This is a genomic window from Maribacter sp. C-4077 (assembly GCF_055378385.1).
The window spans coordinates 1,737,365-1,755,198 of the sequence record NZ_AP038807.1; the positions used below are offsets into that span (position 1 = coordinate 1,737,365).

General features: G+C 42.6%; 20 protein-coding genes. 17 read left to right on the top strand and 3 right to left on the bottom strand.

Features of this window, described 5'->3' with window-relative positions; translation table 11 throughout:
* Positions 1 to 2 precede the first annotated feature (2 nt).
* The 17 genes from ACZ41C_RS07470 (at position 3) to ACZ41C_RS07550 (ending at position 15,350) form a co-directional block, all read left to right on the top strand.
* A complete protein-coding gene (locus tag ACZ41C_RS07470; RefSeq protein WP_138256604.1) occupies positions 3 to 437 on the top strand; it encodes a bactofilin family protein in 435 nt (144 codons plus the stop codon).
* Positions 415 to 639, top strand: a complete 225-nt coding sequence (locus ACZ41C_RS07475; RefSeq protein WP_138256603.1) for an AtpZ/AtpI family protein — start codon at positions 415 to 417, stop codon at positions 637 to 639. The genes ACZ41C_RS07470 and ACZ41C_RS07475 overlap by 23 nt, the downstream gene beginning before the upstream one ends.
* Positions 640 to 643: 4 nt before the next feature.
* Positions 644 to 1,027, top strand: coding sequence for a DUF6168 family protein (locus tag ACZ41C_RS07480; RefSeq protein WP_464565273.1), 384 nt, complete (start codon positions 644 to 646; stop codon positions 1,025 to 1,027).
* 94 nt (positions 1,028 to 1,121) lie between these two features.
* Positions 1,122 to 2,300, top strand: a complete 1,179-nt coding sequence (gene atpB / locus ACZ41C_RS07485) for a F0F1 ATP synthase subunit A (RefSeq protein ID WP_464565275.1) — start codon at positions 1,122 to 1,124, stop codon at positions 2,298 to 2,300.
* A 35-nt stretch (positions 2,301 to 2,335) separates the two neighbouring features.
* A complete protein-coding gene (gene atpE / locus ACZ41C_RS07490; protein ID WP_013993139.1) occupies positions 2,336 to 2,524 on the top strand; it encodes an ATP synthase F0 subunit C in 189 nt (62 codons plus the stop codon).
* A gap of 87 nt (positions 2,525 to 2,611) precedes the next feature.
* On the top strand, positions 2,612 to 3,112 hold the full coding sequence (locus ACZ41C_RS07495; protein ID WP_464565280.1) for a F0F1 ATP synthase subunit B: 501 nt from the start codon (positions 2,612 to 2,614) through the stop codon (positions 3,110 to 3,112).
* A gap of 1 nt (position 3,113) precedes the next feature.
* A complete protein-coding gene (atpH, locus tag ACZ41C_RS07500; RefSeq protein WP_272635849.1) occupies positions 3,114 to 3,653 on the top strand; it encodes an ATP synthase F1 subunit delta in 540 nt (179 codons plus the stop codon).
* 65 nt (positions 3,654 to 3,718) lie between these two features.
* Positions 3,719 to 5,299, top strand: a complete 1,581-nt coding sequence (gene atpA, locus ACZ41C_RS07505; RefSeq protein WP_138256598.1) for a F0F1 ATP synthase subunit alpha — start codon at positions 3,719 to 3,721, stop codon at positions 5,297 to 5,299.
* Positions 5,300 to 5,385: 86 nt separating this feature from the next.
* Positions 5,386 to 6,246, top strand: coding sequence for an ATP synthase F1 subunit gamma (gene atpG, locus ACZ41C_RS07510; RefSeq protein WP_464565282.1), 861 nt, complete (start codon positions 5,386 to 5,388; stop codon positions 6,244 to 6,246).
* Positions 6,247 to 6,339: 93 nt separating this feature from the next.
* Positions 6,340 to 7,584 carry a TCR/Tet family MFS transporter gene (locus tag ACZ41C_RS07515; protein ID WP_464565284.1) on the top strand — a complete coding sequence of 415 codons (1,245 nt, stop codon included), beginning with the start codon at positions 6,340 to 6,342 and terminating at the stop codon, positions 7,582 to 7,584.
* A gap of 80 nt (positions 7,585 to 7,664) precedes the next feature.
* On the top strand, positions 7,665 to 9,122 hold the full coding sequence (locus tag ACZ41C_RS07520) for a lipopolysaccharide biosynthesis protein (RefSeq protein ID WP_464565286.1): 1,458 nt from the start codon (positions 7,665 to 7,667) through the stop codon (positions 9,120 to 9,122).
* A gap of 18 nt (positions 9,123 to 9,140) precedes the next feature.
* Complete coding sequence (gene dut, locus ACZ41C_RS07525; protein ID WP_138256594.1) at positions 9,141 to 9,575, top strand: dUTP diphosphatase; 435 nt, start codon at positions 9,141 to 9,143, stop codon at positions 9,573 to 9,575.
* A gap of 156 nt (positions 9,576 to 9,731) precedes the next feature.
* The gene (locus ACZ41C_RS07530) at positions 9,732 to 10,670 is read left to right on the top strand and encodes a tetratricopeptide repeat protein (protein ID WP_464565288.1); all 939 of its coding nucleotides are present in this window, start codon (positions 9,732 to 9,734) and stop codon (positions 10,668 to 10,670) included.
* On the top strand, positions 10,670 to 11,458 hold the full coding sequence (gene lolB1, locus ACZ41C_RS07535; protein ID WP_464565290.1) for a lipoprotein insertase outer membrane protein LolB1: 789 nt from the start codon (positions 10,670 to 10,672) through the stop codon (positions 11,456 to 11,458). Before ACZ41C_RS07530 ends, lolB1 begins: the two co-directional genes overlap by 1 nt.
* Positions 11,459 to 11,462: 4 nt before the next feature.
* Positions 11,463 to 12,689: a murein hydrolase activator EnvC family protein gene (locus ACZ41C_RS07540; RefSeq protein ID WP_464565292.1), complete on the top strand. Its 1,227-nt coding sequence runs from the start codon at positions 11,463 to 11,465 to the stop codon at positions 12,687 to 12,689.
* A gap of 305 nt (positions 12,690 to 12,994) precedes the next feature.
* A complete protein-coding gene (locus ACZ41C_RS07545; protein WP_464565294.1) occupies positions 12,995 to 13,828 on the top strand; it encodes an aldo/keto reductase in 834 nt (277 codons plus the stop codon).
* A gap of 241 nt (positions 13,829 to 14,069) precedes the next feature.
* A complete protein-coding gene (locus tag ACZ41C_RS07550; protein ID WP_464565296.1) occupies positions 14,070 to 15,350 on the top strand; it encodes a metal-dependent hydrolase family protein in 1,281 nt (426 codons plus the stop codon).
* 37 nt (positions 15,351 to 15,387) lie between these two features.
* On the opposite strand, the gene ACZ41C_RS07555 is transcribed toward ACZ41C_RS07550, so the two are convergent.
* The 3 genes from ACZ41C_RS07555 to ACZ41C_RS07565 form a co-directional block, all read right to left on the bottom strand.
* Positions 15,388 to 15,561, bottom strand: coding sequence for a hypothetical protein (locus ACZ41C_RS07555; RefSeq protein WP_464565298.1), 174 nt, complete (start codon positions 15,559 to 15,561; stop codon positions 15,388 to 15,390).
* 2 nt (positions 15,562 to 15,563) lie between these two features.
* A complete protein-coding gene (locus tag ACZ41C_RS07560) occupies positions 15,564 to 16,334 on the bottom strand; it encodes an exodeoxyribonuclease III (RefSeq protein WP_464565300.1) in 771 nt (256 codons plus the stop codon).
* 113 nt (positions 16,335 to 16,447) lie between these two features.
* Positions 16,448 to 17,746 (bottom strand): aminopeptidase P family protein, encoded by a 1,299-nt coding sequence (locus tag ACZ41C_RS07565; protein ID WP_138256588.1) that lies wholly within the window; start codon positions 17,744 to 17,746, stop codon positions 16,448 to 16,450.
* Positions 17,747 to 17,834: the final 88 nt, after the last annotated feature.

Here is a 17,834-nt window from a genome sequence, read left to right on the forward strand (position 1 = left end):
CAATGTTTTCAGATAAACAAAAACCTAGAACTATGAGCGAAATAGGAGGACAACCAAACAGAATCGAAAAGAATACGAAAATAAAAGGGGATATCATCTCCGAAGCGGATTTCCGGATTGACGGCAAGCTGGATGGCAATGTGAAGACTTCCGGCAAGGTGGTCATTGGAAAGGATGGGTATATCCATGGTAAGGTGGAATGTGTAAATGCCGATATAGAAGGCAGTTTCAATGGGGAGCTTTTGGTGTCCGACCTACTTTCCCTAAAATCTTCCGCAGTAATTGAAGGAACGGTATCCGTTTCCAAATTGGCCGTAGAGCCCGGGGCTACTTTCAACGCTTCCTGTACCATGGGCGGAGGAAAGGCCGGAGCTAGCAATTCTGGAAGTTTTAAACCTTCCATGAACACAAAAAATGAGCCAGCAAAAGCCTCGTAACGATTCCAATTTATTGCGCACCGCGGCAAGTCTTTCCGGGATTGCCATACAAATGGGCGCAACCATATATTTGGGGAATTTATTGGGCGCCTGGCTGGATGAAAAATTTCAAAAAACCTTTTTAGAGGACACCATTACCTTACTTGCCGTATTTTTGTCCATATATCTGGTCATTAAAAAGGTGATGTCCTTAAATAAATAGGCAATTGTTCAGAAAGATTCTTTTATATACGATCGTGTTCATTATGGTGGGCACGATTTCTTTTTTGGGCCAAACGGTTTTGATGGATTTGGAAACTGACTTTTTACAGTTGTTGGAACAGTCCTATATATTCCATTTTTTCTTCTCTTTACTGTTGGTAATTGCCTTTCAAATCCTTTCAAAAAATCAAAAAGTCTTTGAACAATTGGGTTTTTTGTATATAGGGATGTTAGTTTTCAAGATTGTGGTTTTTACCGCTATGTTCTTTCCGCAACTCATGGGAGATCAACCACTTCCCCATTTTTACAGGGCTATGATGCTACTTCCTATTATTATATTCTTGACTTTGGAAGTGATTTTTGTTTCAAAAATCATGCGTGAAAAATAAGGTCGAATTTTAAGCCTTTAAAATTCTTTGTATTACATCTAGATTGACTACTTTTGCGCAAATTTTCAGGAGCATAATTTTTGATAAAGAAATAATGAAGGAAGTTTCCAAAGTGATAAGAAATCTAGTATTGTTTACGGCAATAGTAAGTTCACTCCAAAGTTTTGCGTTCTCCGAAGGTCAAGATGAAGGTGCTGTTGACACGAAAGAGGAAGTATCGGAATATATAAATCACCACATCAAGGACTCCCACGACTTCCATTTGTTCTCCTATACAAACGATGAAGGCGAAAGAAAACACGTAGGTTTTCCGTTACCCGTAATCGTTTGGTCCAGTAATGGCTTGGCTACTTTTATGTCCTCTGAATTTCATCACGATGACAATGGCGAGGTAATCGTGGAAAAAAACGGTTCCAAATTTGTAAAACTGCACAGTAAAATTTACGAGTTGGAAGCTGGTGCCACATCGGTAAACCTGGATGAGAGCCATCACGCGACCAATGCACACAAGGTGTTGGATTTTTCCATTACTAAAAGTGTTGTTGGAATTCTATTGGTTGGGTTGTTCATGTTGTGGGCCTTCTCCTCTTTGGCTAGACAGTATAAAAACAAAAGCGTACCCACAGGTTTTGGCCGTGTATTGGAACCTTTGGTCATTTATGTTAGGGACGAGATTGCCAAGCCAAACATCGGTGAAAAAAAATACAGACAGTTTACGGGGTATCTACTTACCGTATTCTTTTTTATATGGATATTGAACCTATTGGGGCTTACGCCTTTTGGGTTTAATGTTACGGGACAGTTGGCAGTTACTGCAGCTTTGGCTATTCTCACGTTAATAATATATACATTTAGTGGAAACAAGGACTACTGGATGCACATGTTATGGATGCCCGGGGTACCCGTTTTGATCAGACCGGTCTTGGCCATCATCGAATTGGCGGGTGCCTTTTTGATCAAACCTTTTTCGTTATTGGTCCGATTGTTTGCGAATATATCTGCGGGGCACATTGTGGTAATGAGCTTGATCGCCATAATGTTCACCCTCAAGGATAGTTTGGGAGTGGTAGGAGCTACCGGACTTTCATTGATACTGTCGTTTTTCATAACCCTTATCGAGGTATTGGTTGCCTTTTTACAGGCCTATATTTTTACGATGCTATCAGCATTGTTTATTGGGATGGCGGTGGCCGAACATGATCATGAACACCATCATGACGCTAACGGCCATGAAATTCCGGACGAGGAAGATGTAAGGGCGGATTTTATTTAAGAGTGTTTTTAATTTAATATATAAATCAGTTTACTATGTACAATTTAATTGGAGCAGGTTTGATCGTAATTGGAGCAGGTATTGGACTTGGTCAGATTGGTGGTAAGGCAATGGAAGGTATTGCCCGTCAACCAGAAGCGACCGGTAAAATCCAAACTGCGATGATCATCATCGCTGCACTTTTGGAAGGTTTGGCATTCGGTGCCTTGTTCTTAGGAAAATAAGAACGTTAAGCCAAAAAGCATTTTCCTGCAACGGTTGGTTGCAGGATGTGTTTTTTAATCATTGATTCGTATAAAAATTCAAAATAAATGGAAACATTAATAAACGATTTTTCACCAGGTCTATTTGTCGTACAGACCATTTTATTGTTAGGACTGATATTCCTATTGGTGAGATTTGCTTGGAAACCTATTCTTAACTCGCTTAATGAAAGAGAGAATGGTATCCAAGAAGCATTGGCCGCTGCAGAAAGGGCCAAGGCGGAAATGCAAAACCTGCAAGCGGATAACGATAGAATGCTACAGGAGGCCCGTGCGGAGCGTGAGGCGATGTTGAAGGAGGCCCGTGAGATCAAGGAGAAAATGATCGCGGATTCCAAGGAGCAGGCGAAGATAGAGGGCGATAAAATGATCAAGCAGGCGCAGGAGACCATTGAAAGTGAAAAGAAGGCGGCAGTGGCGGAGCTAAAAAGTCAGGTTGCTGAACTTTCGGTTTCCATAGCGGAAAAAGTAATCACGGAGGAGCTATCCGGTAAGGATAAGCAGTTGAAGTTGGTGGAGAAGATGTTGGGTGACATCAAATTGAATTAAAATGAGTGATTCTAGAGCGGCGGTACGATACGCCAAAGCCATATTGGATTTAGCGGTTGAGAACAAGGCTACGGATGCCGTGGAAAAGGACATGCGCTCCGTGGTAAGCACTGTTTCAGATAGTAAAGAGCTTCGGGATATGCTTTCCAATCCGGTGATTTCCGGTTCGGCCAAAAAGGATGTTCTAAAGGAAGTTTTCAAAGGTTCCCATGCCATTTCCGAAGGGCTGATGAACATGTTGGTGGAGAACAAAAGGGTTTCCTTGTTGAACGAAGTCGCATTAAAGTATATCATTCTAAACGAATCGCTGAAAGGAAAGGACGTGGCCTATGTAACCACGGCGGTTCCCATGACGGCAGATTTGGAAAAGCAGTTGTTGAAACAGGTGGCGTCCATTACAGGTAAGGAAGTGACCTTAGAAAATAAAATCGATGAGAGTATCATCGGAGGCTTTATTTTAAGGGTAGGGGATTTGCAATACGACGCAAGCGTTTCCAACAAACTGAACAATCTAAAAAGAGAATTTACAAACAGTCTATAATTATATTCCAGCAATGGAATTTACCCGGAGTCTAGTCGACGGGATTATCTTAAACAGGAACAAAAATGGCAGGAGTAAAAGCCGCTGAAGTATCGGCAATTTTAAAGAAACAATTATCAGGATTTGATGCAACCGCTACTTTGGACGAAGTAGGAACCGTATTGCAAGTTGGTGATGGTATTGCCAGGGTCTATGGTTTGGCAAACGCCCAATATGGGGAATTGGTGGAGTTTGAAGGCGGTTTGGAAGGAATCGTTTTGAACTTGGAGGAGGATAATGTGGGTGTTGTATTGCTAGGTCCTTCCAAAGCCGTAGGTGAAGGAGCGACCGTAAAGAGAACACAACGTATCGCCTCCATCAATGTAGGTGAAGGTATTGTAGGCCGTGTGGTGGATACCTTGGGCAATCCGATCGATGGTAAAGGACCTATTTCCGGAGAAACCTATGAAATGCCATTGGAGCGTAAGGCACCCGGGGTTATCTATAGGGAGCCCGTAACGGAACCGATGCAATCCGGTATCAAGGCCATCGATGCGATGATTCCAGTGGGTAGAGGTCAGCGTGAGTTGGTCATCGGTGACCGTCAGACCGGTAAGACTACGGTTTGTATCGATACCATTTTGAACCAGAAAGAGTTTTACGACGCTGGTGAGCCTGTTTATTGTATCTACGTAGCTGTGGGCCAAAAAGCTTCTACTGTAGCTGGTATTGCCCAGACATTGGAGGATAGGGGAGCCATGGCGTATACTACGATTGTTGCCGCGAATGCATCAGATCCTGCACCTATGCAGGTATATGCTCCCTTTGCAGGTGCATCCATCGGGGAATATTTTAGGGATACAGGTCGTCCTGCTTTGATTATTTATGATGATTTGTCCAAGCAAGCTGTCGCCTATCGTGAAGTTTCCTTGTTGTTGAGAAGACCACCGGGACGTGAGGCCTATCCAGGGGACGTTTTCTACCTGCACTCAAGGTTACTGGAGCGTGCCGCTAAGATTATAAATGACGATAGCATTGCCAAGAATATGAACGATTTACCGGAGGTATTAAAACCGATGGTAAAGGGAGGTGGTTCTTTAACGGCCTTACCGATTATCGAAACACAGGCGGGTGACGTATCGGCCTATATTCCAACCAACGTAATTTCCATTACGGACGGACAGATATTCTTGGAGCAGGATTTGTTCAACCAAGGGGTTAGACCAGCGATCAACGTGGGTATTTCCGTATCGCGTGTTGGTGGAAACGCACAGATTAAATCCATGAAAAAAGTGGCCGGTACCTTGAAGTTGGACCAGGCACAGTTCCGTGAATTGGAAGCTTTTGCCAAGTTTGGTTCCGATTTGGATGCGGCTACCTTGAACGTAATCGAAAAAGGACGTAGGAACGTTGAGATATTGAAGCAAGCCCAGAACGATCCTTTTACCGTTGAAGATCAAATTGCGATTATTTACGCCGGTTCCAAGAACTTGCTACGCGATGTTCCCGTTGATAAGGTAAAGGAGTTTGAGCGAGACTATTTGGAGTTCTTGAACGCCAAGCATAGGGATGTATTGGATACCTTAAAAGCAGGTAAACTGACCGATGAGGTTACAGATACGCTTGCAACGGTTTGTAAGGAGCTTTCAGCGAAATATAAGAAGTAAGAACATAGTACTGAGTATGGAGTATTAAGATTTTCTTTGAGAAAGATTGTCTAAATACTAATAACTAAATACTAACTACTAAAAACATGGCCAATTTAAAGGAAATACGGAACAGGATTACATCGGTGTCATCGACCATGCAGATAACCAGTGCCATGAAAATGGTATCTGCCGCAAAGTTGAAAAAGGCACAGGATGCAATTACCGCCATGAGACCCTATGCGGATAAACTAACGGAGCTGCTTCAGAATCTTAGTGCTAGCTTGGAAGGCGACTCTGGTAGTGTATATGCGAGCAATAGGGCGGTCAATAAGGTTTTGGTGGTTTCCATTACATCCAACCGTGGTCTTTGTGGTGCCTTTAACTCGAATATCTTAAAACAGAGCGTTCATCTTGTAGAAAACGTTTATACAGGTAAGCAAGTCGACTTTGTTGCAATCGGAAAAAAGGCGAATGATTATCTAAAAAAGCGTTACAATGTGATTTCAAATCACAATGGGATATTTGACGATTTGACCTTTGATAATGTTTCGGAAATCGCCGAGGATTTAATGGAAAAGTTTGCCAAAGGGGAGTATGACCGCATCGATATCGTGTACAACAAATTCAAGAATGCGGCTACCCAGTTGGTCATGACGGAACAATTCTTACCGATTATTCCTGCGGAAGGTGAGGAAGGAAGTAATTCAGACTATATGTTCGAACCTTCCAAAGCTGAAATCGTGGAGCAATTGATTCCTAAATCCCTGAAAACACAGTTGTACAAAGCTATTAGGGATTCCTTTGCCAGTGAGCATGGAGCACGAATGACGGCCATGCACAAGGCGACCGACAATGCCAAGGAATTGCGGGATCAATTGAAATTGACGTATAACAAGGCAAGACAAGCGGCCATTACCAATGAAATACTCGAGATTGTAGGAGGCGCCGAGGCTTTGAACAACTAAGTGATTTAAATAATTTAATTGAAAACCCCTTCGGAAACGTTGGGGTTTTTATTTGCACATGAGAAGACTTTTTTTCCGACTTTTGTCCCTTCTATGAAATCAAGAAAATCGGCCCTACTCTTTATTTTCGTCACCATTTTGGTGGATGTTATAGGAATTGGCATCATTCTCCCTATTATCCCAGATTTGATCATGGAACTAACCGGCGAAGGGACGGCCATGGCCGTAATCTATGGGATGTGGTTGACCACGGCATTCGCAGGGATGCAATTTTTGTTTTCGCCCGTTTTAGGCGAGATTTCGGATAAGTTTGGAAGGCGCCCTATTCTTTTGCTGGCATTGCTGGGTTTAAGTATCGATTACCTGATACATGCCTGGGCACCGAGTATTACCTGGTTGTTCTTGGGTAGGTTTTTGGCCGGTATTACCGGTGCTAGTTTTACGGTGGCATCGGCCTATATTGCCGATGTTAGCACCAAAGAGAACAAGGCCAAGAACTTTGGATTGATCGGTGCCGCTTTTGGTCTGGGTTTTATCATTGGTCCGGGCGTGGGCGGTTTTTTCGGGGAGATCGACATCCGCCTACCCTTTTACATCGCCGCTGGACTGACCTTTGCGAATTTCCTATTCGGATTGTTTTTTGTGCCTGAATCCCTAACACCGGAAAATAGAAGAGCTGTCAATCTTACAAAGATGATTCCCGGGGTCTCCTTATTTGCCCTCCGGAAATACAAGGGGGTGCTTTTACTCATTTTAGCTTTTTTTCTGGCGAATTTGGCCGGTCAGGCCCTACCCTCCACATGGTCTTACTACGGAATTGAACGCTATAATTGGAGTCCCAAGGAAATAGGGGTATCCTTGATGGTAGTAGGGCTTTTGGTGGCCATCGTTCAAGGTGTATTGGTAGGTGTCCTGGTCAAAAAGTTTGGAAAGCGATTTGTGGTCACGGTCGGTTTTTTACTTTGGACCGTAGGCATGTTCTTCTTTTCCCTGGCATCGGAACCATGGATGTTATATGCCTTTTTAATCCCGTATGCCTTGGGCGGGGTTGCCGGTCCAACGGTACAAGGAATCATTTCCAACCAAGTTTCCGAAAAGGAACAGGGAAACCTCCAAGGTTCCATCACAGGTCTTGTGAGCATTACCGCCATTCTTGGTCAGTTGGTTTTCTCGCCCGTATTCTACTTTTTTATCCGTCCCGGCGGAGGAATCTACTATCCCGGTGCGCCCTATACATTGGCCGCCTTTTTCTTGTTGGTGGCGTTTTTAATGGCATTTATTGCCATGAAACGACTGGAACTCTCGGACGAGCAGGCCCCGGTTCAAGTTGAGGATTGAACAAATGTGTTGATTGGGGGGAAATCCAACTTTGTATAACGAAGGTAAATAGGTACATTTAACACTTCAATCTAAGTTGCTTGAATCCGCTTAAAAAACTTTTTAAACAAACGGCGATTTATGGCTTGGCAACCGTGCTCCCGCGGATGTTGTCCTTCCTTTTGGTTCCCATTTATACCTCGGTCATGCCACCGGGAACGTATGGAGAAGTGACCCTTATTTTTACTTGGTTTGCCATCTTCAATATTTTCTTGGCCTATGGTATGGAAACCGCTTTTTTTAGGTTTTACAAGGATTCTGAGAACAAAAAGAAGGTTGTCTCAACGGCCTTGCTATCGTTGGGGGGTTCCTCGTTCTTATTTCTTTTGATCGGTCTGTTATTTAAAAAGACAATTGCCGCTGCCATCAATATAGAGGCCCAGTACATGAACTACGTGCTATGTATCCTAGTATTGGATGCCCTGGTAATCATTCCCTTTGCTTGGTTGAGGGCGAATGAAAAACCCATGCGATATGCCATGGTAAAGACGCTTAACGTAGCGCTGAACTTGGGGTTAAATCTGTTTTTTCTTTTAGTTCTCCCATCGTTGGCAGTTGAGAATGGGGCCGGTTTCTTCAACAAATTGTACGTGCAGGATTATGAGATATCCTACATACTGATTTCCAATCTACTTGCCAGCGCGGTTACACTGTTGCTTATGATACGGGTATACCTTAGAAGGCCGTATATTTTTGATGTGGATTTATGGAAACGGATGTTGATCTATGCTATGCCGGTAATGGTCGCTGGTATTGCCTTTACAATAAATGAGGTTTTTGATAAGTATTTGTTATCGGAATTATTACCGCCCGATATTGCCAAAAGTGAAATGGGAAAATATGCGGCCTGCTATAAATTGGCCTTGTTCATGACGCTTTTTGCTACCGCATTTCGATTAGGAATAGAGCCCTTTTTCTTTAGCCATTCGGACACTAAAAATCCTCAGAAGGCCTATGCACAGATTACCAACTACTTTGTGGTATTGGGGAGTATTATTCTGTTGACCGTAGTTGTATTTGCCGATGTTTTAAAACAACTCTTTATCCAGGACACTTCGTATTGGGATGCCATGTCCGTAGTGCCGATCATAATCCTGGCCAGTTTTTTCTTGGGTATTTACCACAACCTCTCTGTCTGGTACAAAGTAACGGATCGAACCAAGTTTGGGGCCTATATTTCAATGATCGGAGCCGTTCTCACCATCATCATAAATGTTGCCTTGATACAATACTTTAGCTATGTGGCTTCTGCCGTGGCGACTTTGGTCGCATATGCATCTATGATGTTAATGTCCTTTTATTTTGGGCGTATGTACTATCCCATACCCTATAATTTCAGAAAAATTATATTTTACTTAGGAGTTTCCATACTGTTTTCAATTATATCCTTCTATATCTTTGATAGAAATTTATTTGTAGGGATTCCTTTATTGTTGATTTTCTTGGGATTGGTGTACAAAATGGAAATCGAGAATTTGAAAAAGGTATTTGTCAAATAAGAGTAGCGAACAATAAAAATGAAGATTAGGATAATCAACAAATCAGAACATGAGCTGCCCCATTACGAAACCGAGGCTTCGGCAGGAATGGACCTCAGGGCCAATATCGCAGAACCAATTACCCTAAAACCGTTGGATAGGGCCATTATTAAAACAGGCCTGTTTATAGAGTTGCCCATAGGTTATGAGGCCCAAGTACGCCCAAGAAGCGGTTTGGCGGCCAAAAAGGGAATTACCGTGTTGAATGCCCCTGGCACGATAGATGCGGATTATAGGGGGGAAGTCGGTGTTATTTTGGTGAATTTATCAAACACAGATTTTACCATTGAAAACGGGGAGCGTATTGCCCAGATGGTTATCGCCAAACATGAGCGCGCCGAATGGGAGGTAGTAGAAGAACTATCCGAAACCCTTAGGGGAGCCGGTGGCTTTGGCAGTACCGGAGTAAAATAGAACTACGAATGAAACGAGCATTAAAAAAATTTAAAAATTTCTTCATAAAAGGGAATTTTTAAAATTTTTAATGAGAGAACGAGTACAGCGAGTGAATGCACACGTTCTTAATTTTATAATTCATTTATTATCAAATAATTATTAAAATTTAAACGTTTGAAAAAGACAGTCCCAATGCTACTACTTTTTTTAGGAGCAACGCTTTCCCCAGGGATTGTTTTGTCCCAAGAGGAAGGTCCCATCACCGAGGAGGAGAGTGCGGAAGTATCATTTGAGGAGTATTCAGATGAATTTCAGCAATATTTTTTTGAAGGTCTAAAACAAAAGGGCATTCAAAATTACGATAAGGCCATAAACGCATTTTTAAAGTGCAAGAATTTGGAACCGGAAAAGGAAGTTGTTTCCTTTGAACTCGCCAAATCCTATTTGTTGGACAAGCAGTATATCAATGCCCAGGAATATGCGCAGGAAGCCGTTTTGGAGGATCCGGAAAATTATTGGTATGCTAACACCTTGGCAGAGAGTTTGCAGGCCCAAAACACTACCGTGAGCACCATAAAAGAACAGATTCCTTGGAATAATCGGGAATTAAAATCGAACCTGGCCACTATTTATTATGAACTGGGAAACTATCAAGAAGCCAAGAGCATATTGATGGAATTGGAGAAAACGGTGAAAACCGAGTACCTTCAATCCAAAATAAACGATTCCATTGCAAAGCAGCGGACTATAACGAACAAGATTGACATATCTGAAAACAAGAGCGGGGATGCCAGCGATTTGGGTACGTTTGAAAAGCGGATACAGGACTTGATAAACGCATCCAGGGATGCCAAAACACTGCTAGAGCTTACTGAGGAGGCTCTTGAAAAGTATCCCCTACAGCCCTTTTTATACTATGCAAATGGAGTCGCCCTTAAAATGGGCAACACCCTCAACGAGGCAAAGGAGGCCTTGGAGACGGCCTTGGATTATCTAATAGACGACCCGGTATTGGAGAATAAAATCTATAAGGAGCTTTCAGAGGTGTACGGTGCCATGGGGAATACGGAAAAGGCAAACGAATATTTGAACAAGGTGAAACCCGGATTTTAATGATGCAATTGAGTTTACGAACATATTTAAGAATGGCTACGGTATGTAGTTTCGCGCTTATTGTCTTTTCCTGTAAAAGTGCCAAGGTAATTTCCGATGGTTCCATGGATGATCGGCTATCGGCAAAGTCCGTTGTAAAGGCCCACTACCAAAATAAGTTGGAATTCAAGACACTTACGGGAAGGGTCAAAATCGATTATTCCGATGGGGAGGATGAACAAAGCGTATCCGTAAGTCTACGGATGGAAAAGGATAAGGGCATATGGATCAGCGCTCCTTTAGGAATCGTAAAGGCATATATCACTCCGGATAGGGTATCCTTTTACAACAAAATGGACAATGAATATTTTGATGGTGATTTCTCCTATTTGAGCAAGCTTTTGGGAACCGAGGTGGATTACTCCATCCTTCAAAACATGTTGTTGGGACAGGCCCTTTTTGACTTAAGAAATGACAAGTTTGACCTTTCAATAGGTAAGGATAACTATCGATTGACCCCAAAAACTGCCGGTGCGCTTTACAAGACCCTGTTCCAAATCGAGCCCAAGAACTTTAAGATGGACCTACAGCAATTGTCACAGCCCCTGAAAAAGCGCTTGTTGGAAATCAAATATGAAAACTACCAACTTGTGGGGAAGGAAGCCATACCCAATGAGGTATCCATTTTGGCGATAGAAGAAAACAACGAGAACCGGATTCTTTTGGAATATAGAAACATAGAATTGAATCGTGACGTCAATTTTCCTTATAATATACCGAAAGGTTTTAAAGAAATCGTTTTGGAGTAGCGTAATGGTAGCAAAACAACATTGCAGTATCTTTTTTCTTCTTTTGCTATGGGGAGCACCTCTTTTATGGTCGCAAACCACCGAGCAAAAGGCCTTGGAGGAAAAGCGGGAACAACTACAGAACGAAATCCGGGAAATCAATAGATTATTGTTATCCGAAAAAAAGGAAAGGGGCACGGTACTGGATCAGATGGAGGCCCTCGATAAAAAAATCACAGTACGTCAACAATTGATCCGGGTTACAAACCAGCAGGCCAATTTGCTGAATAGACAAATAAATACCAACATACGAAACATCAGTAAGCTCAAGGGAGAGCTTCAGCAAATAAAGGAGGAATATGCCAGGATGATCCAAAAATCCTATCAGAACAAATCCAAGCAAAATAGATTGATGTTCCTATTGTCCTCAGAAAGCTTTTACCAGGCATTTAAACGGCTTCAATACATGAAGCAGTACACGGACTATAGAAAGGAGCAGGGAGCACAGATTTTGGCCAAAACGGAGGAGTTAACGCGTTTGAACATGGATCTGAACGAGGAGCGCAAGGTTAAGGAGGTACTGTTGGCCCAGAACACCAAGGCCAAAGACCAATTGTTCGCGGAGATACAGGAGCAGAAAGAACTATTGGGAACCATCCGACAGAACGAAAGCAAATATGCCAAGGCCATTGAGGAAAAGAAGCGGGAGGCGCGTAAAATAGACCAACAGATAGAAAACCTGATACGGTCGGCCATAGCCGCCTCAAACAAGGAAGCCGGGAAAACGACTACCAGTGCCAGTAAATTCGTGTTGACACCGGAGGCGACCCTAGTGGCCAACAATTTTTCGGCGAATAAAGGAAAATTAATTTGGCCCGTTGAGAAGGGCATTAAAAGTCAGGGTTTTGGTATATACAACGATGCCGTATACCCTGGAATAAAACACCAAAGCAACGGGGTCATCATAGCCACAGATCCTGGATCTAAGGCAAGGGCCATATTTGAAGGCGAGGTTATCGCCATTTTGGCAGTGCCTGGCGGAAACAAGGGAGTTCAGGTAAAGCACGGTAATTTTATAAGTACGTACTATAATTTGTCCGAACTTTATGTAAAAAAAGGAGATAAGGTGAAAATAAAGGATGAATTGGGAACCATATATACCAATCGGTCAAATGGCCAGACCCGACTAAAATTCTACTTATACCAAGACACGGATAGGTTGAATCCAGAGGAATGGGTATACCGGTTGTAAGTGGGTGGTAGTTAGTGAAAAGTGAAAAATGAAAAGTGAAAAATAACTTTTACATTATGAACAACTCCTGCCCCTGAGCAGAGCCGAAGGGAACAACCAAAAATCGAAACATATGAAATGAGCCATAACAAGTCTTGATACCCACTGAAACCAAAGGTTCACGAGCACCTTTTTTGAAAATAGACGAGCTTCGTGAGTAAATGGTTATTGGCGAAATCAAAGATTCATGAACACCTTTTGAAAATACAATAAACAGCGATGTGAATAATTACATCTGACCTATGAAAAACAATAAAAATAAACATATGAAAATTACGGACATTTCAGGGGGAGTTGAATTACGAAACGGGGTTTTTATGCCTTATTTAGGTTTGGGTACCTACCAAGCCGATAACGACCAAGAGGTCATAGATTCCGTAAAGCATGCCTTGGATTTGGGGTACAGACATATCGATACGGCTTCGGTGTATAAGAATGAAGAAGGTGTGGGCAGGGGAATCAAGGAAAGTTCCGTAGTCAGGGAGGATATTTTTCTGGTGACGAAGGTTTGGAACAGCGAACAAGGATATAATACTACGCTACAGTCGTTTGAAGATAGCATCAACCGATTGCAGGTGGATTATCTCGACCTATTTCTGGTGCACTGGCCCGTTAAGGGGAAATACAAGGATACTTGGAGGGCTTTGGAATATTTATACGAAACTAAAAAGGTTAGGGCAATCGGGGTCAGTAACTTTTTGCGGCATCACTTGGATGACTTATTAAGTGACTGCAATATCGTACCTATGGTGAATCAAATGGAATTTCACCCATATTTAGTGCAGCAGGACCTTTTGGATTTTTGCAATAAAAATACCATTCAGTATGAAGCTTGGTCTCCCTTCATGCAAGGGAAACTATTCCAATTGGATTTTTATAAGGATTTGACCGAAAAGTACAACAAATCGGCTGCTCAAATCATCCTGCGATGGAACCTACAGAAAGGGGTGGTCACCATACCAAAATCAGTACATAAAAAGCGTATCGCCTCCAATGCGGATATTTTCGACTTTGAGCTTTCCAATGAGGACATGGCCTTTTTGGATAGCTTGGACAGGGATGAACGCAGTGGGCCACATCCTGACCATTTTGATTTTTAAGCCTTAAAAGAGTAGGCTTTTTGCACTTTGTTTCGTTTTCATTTATTAGACCGATTCGTGCAAATCAGAAGCTTTTGTATTCTAGGCAATATGGAAGTGTATTTGCTGAGCTTTCTATTTTTCATAGCTACCCACCTAAACTTCGAAATATGTCCTTAAGGTAGCATTACGGGTACTGAATTTTAAACATAGGGATGATGAAAATTGTATCTTTCCTACATATACTAACACTACGAGAATAATGAATAGAATCCGTCTATCTTTCGTTTTTATCTTTTTATGTTTCAGCATTGCCTGGGCACAGGAAACAACGGCCTTAATTTGCGGAAATCTTATCACGGCAAAAGATACGCAAGTTCAAGCCGATGCCGTAATACTTGTAGAGGGGGATCGGATTATTGAAGTGGGCACCATGGACCTGCTAAAACCGGGATATACCGTTATCGATTTAAGTGAATATACCGTATTACCAGGAATGATAGATGCCCACACCCACCCTTTAATTTACGGCAGTGAATACCAAACCAATCACTTAAAGGGTTCCTCGGCTTTTAACGCATTACGGGGATTAAAGACGGTACAGGAATGGCTGGAAGCTGGTTGGACCACGATAAGGATTGCCGGTGATGCCGATACCAAATATGCACATTTTGAGATCCGCAATGCTATAAATGCCGGCCTGTTCAAAGGACCACGGATTTTTGGTGCCGGGCACTATATTTCAGTAACCGGAGGGGGAGGGGATATAAATTATATTTCCAACGAACAATCCGTTATCCCTGATGGTCTCATTGTGGATGGCAAGGATGAAATGCGGAAGGCCATTAGACAAGAAATCAAGAATGGGAGCGACTGGATCAAACTTTTGGTCACTGGGGCTTTTATGTCTACAGGAGACAACCCAAGGAACGTACATTTTAGCGATGAGGAACTTAAAACGGCGGTAGAGGAAGCCGGACAAAGGGATATTCCGGTCATGATGCACGCACATGCCAAAGAGGGGATTGTTAAAGCTATAAAATTTGGGGCAAGATCCATAGAGCATGGGACCTTTTTGGATGCTGAAACGATAGACTTGTTTTTGGAGTACGACACCTATATAGTACCAACTTTGACGGTTGGCACCTATTTTCGCTTAAAAGACCCCGGGAATGTGGCACTGACAAAAACGCAACGTTCCCAAAAGGAATTTAGGGAAGCCAGAATGAAGGTACTTGGGGAGGCCCATAAGAGAGGGGTAAAGCTGGGTATTGGTTCGGACAATGTGGGATTTCCCGGTAGCTTTGCGGCCAATGAATTTCACGAATTTGTACTGTTTGGCATGACCCCTATGGAAGCCATTATTGCCGGGACCAAAGTAAATGCGGAGCTTTTGAAAATGGATGATAGTATAGGAACTATTGAGGTAGGTAAATACGCCGATATTATTGCTACCAAAAAGAATCCGCTGGAAGATATTACAGAACTACAGCGTGTACAATTTGTAATGAAAGGCGGCGAGATAATAAAGTCTGCCGAGTAAATAAGTAGCACTATTTTTAAATCATCCTGTACATATATCAAGAATCCCTCCGCTTTTTGGAGTAGTAGTAAAACAAATAGGCTACCAAAATCAATACCACAAAGGGAAGGTAGGTACCAATGGCCACACCAATCTCATAGGAACGATCAGGTGCCTCCTGGATTTTCTTTTCGATTTTCGAAACGTCCTGTAAAAACAATAGGAGTCCCATATCTATAGTGCTATTTCCAAACTGATAGGGCAATGATCGCTACCCATGACCTGGTCATGGATTTCTGCCGAGGTTACCTTGGACCATAAAGATTCGCTGACCAAAAAATAATCGATACGCCAACCCACGTTCCTACTTCTCGCTCCGCCGCGCATGCTCCAGAACGTATATTTGTCGAACGTATCCGGGTGCAAAGCCCTAAAACTATCAACTAGGTTCAAAGTTTTGAGCATGTGGTCAAACCCATCAATTTCCACTTGGGTAAAACCTGCCGTTTTGTTGTAATTGGATTTGGGATTGGCCAAATCATTTTCAGTGTGGGCCACGTTAAAATCGCCCGTAATGATCAAAGGTTTCTTTTTCGACAGGTTTAGAAGGTATTCCGTGAAATCAGTATCCCAGCCTGACCGATAATCCAGCCGTTTGAGTCCATTACCGCTGTTTGGTACATAGACATTGACCAAATAGAAGTCGGGGTACTCCGCATAGGAAATCCTGCCTTCCATATCATGGTCCGCAATACCCATATTGCTGCCAAAAGAAATGGGCTCTTGTTTTGATAGTATCCCTGTGCCTGAATATCCTTTCTTTTCGGCACTATTGGTGTATAAAGTATAGTCGGTAATTTCGGCCAAGGCCTCTGCCACTTGGTCATCCTGGGCCTTGGTTTCCTGGATACAAAAAACATCGGCATTAAAACTGGACACAACATCCTCAAAGCCTTTTTTTACGGAAGCTCTTATGCCATTGACGTTCCACGATACTAATTTCATAATCTTTACTTATTAAATTCTTTCTAGTTTTTGAGGAATTAAAAACCTCTTATTTTAAATCATTTTGAAACAAATCATCCTACATGCAAATGGGTACTACCATTTTTGGGAAGTTAGAGAGGGCTATTCATCAACTCCTCAATTTCCTCAATTTCAATAGGAATATTGCGCATTAAATTAAAGGGATCCCCTTTTTCTTGGATGACCACATCGTCCTCCAAACGAATGCCCATTTTTTCATCGGGGATATAAATTCCCGGTTCTACGGTAAATACCATATTGGCCTTCATGGGAGTCTTCAGTTCCCCATAGTCATGCGTATTCAACCCAATATGGTGACTGGTGCCGTGCATAAAGTATTTTTTATAGGCGGGCCAATCCGGATTTTCATTTTGAACATCGGCTTTATCCAAAAGACCCAAGCCCAAAAGTTCAGAAGTCATCAATTTACCGCATTCCTTATGGTATTCCGCCCAAAGGGTTCCGGGAACCAACATTTTGGTCGCATCGTTTTTCACCCTTAGTACGGCGTTGTAGACCTCCTTTTGCCGTTTCGTGAAACGGCCGTTAACGGGGATGGTCCGGGTAAGGTCGCTGGAGTAGTTGGCATACTCCGCCGCTACGTCCATCAACAACATATCGCCATCCTTACAGGCTTTATTATTTTCCAAATAGTGAAGTACGTTGGCATTGTTGCCCGAGGCGATGATCGGCGGATAGGCAAATCCTTTGGAACGGTTCCGTATAAATTCGTGCAATAGCTCCGCCTCCACTTCATACTCCATAACCCCAGGCTTTACAAAGCCCAACAACCTACGGAAGCCTTTTTCGGTGATGTTGCAGGCCATTTGTATCAGTTCCAATTCCTCCGGTTCCTTGATCCCACGGATTTCCTGAAGAATCGGGTTGCTCTTTGCCACTTGGTGCGCAGGGAATTTTTGCTGGCAGGCCAGTATAAATCGGTCTTCCCTGGTCTGCGTTTCAACTGCCTGCCTGTAGTGTTCGTTGGTGTTGAAATAGATAGTATCTGCTTCGGTCATCAGATCAAAAAAAACTTTGTCAAATTCCTTTAGCCAGTAAATGGTTTCTATCCCCGATACGTCGGTTGCCTTTTCCTTGGTCAACTTTGCACCTTCCCAAATGGCGATGTGCTCATTGGTTTCCCTTACGAATAGAATTTCCCGGTGTTTTTTGTCCATGGCATCCGGAAATAATAACAAAATAGTTTCCTCTTGATCGGCCCCGCTCAGATAAAAAATATCCCGATGTTGCTCAAAGGGCATGACACTATCGGCACTTATGGGGTAAATGTCGTTGGAATTAAAGACCGCAATGCTCTTGGGACGCATGCGGGCCATAAATTTCTCTCGGTTTTTTATAAATAGGGCGTTGGGAATTTGTTCGTATTTCATGAAGTCTATGATTTTGCCATAAAATTAAGCAATAGCCACTGTTTTCTTAAGAAATGAACCACATATTTACCACAATTACACCCTTTTT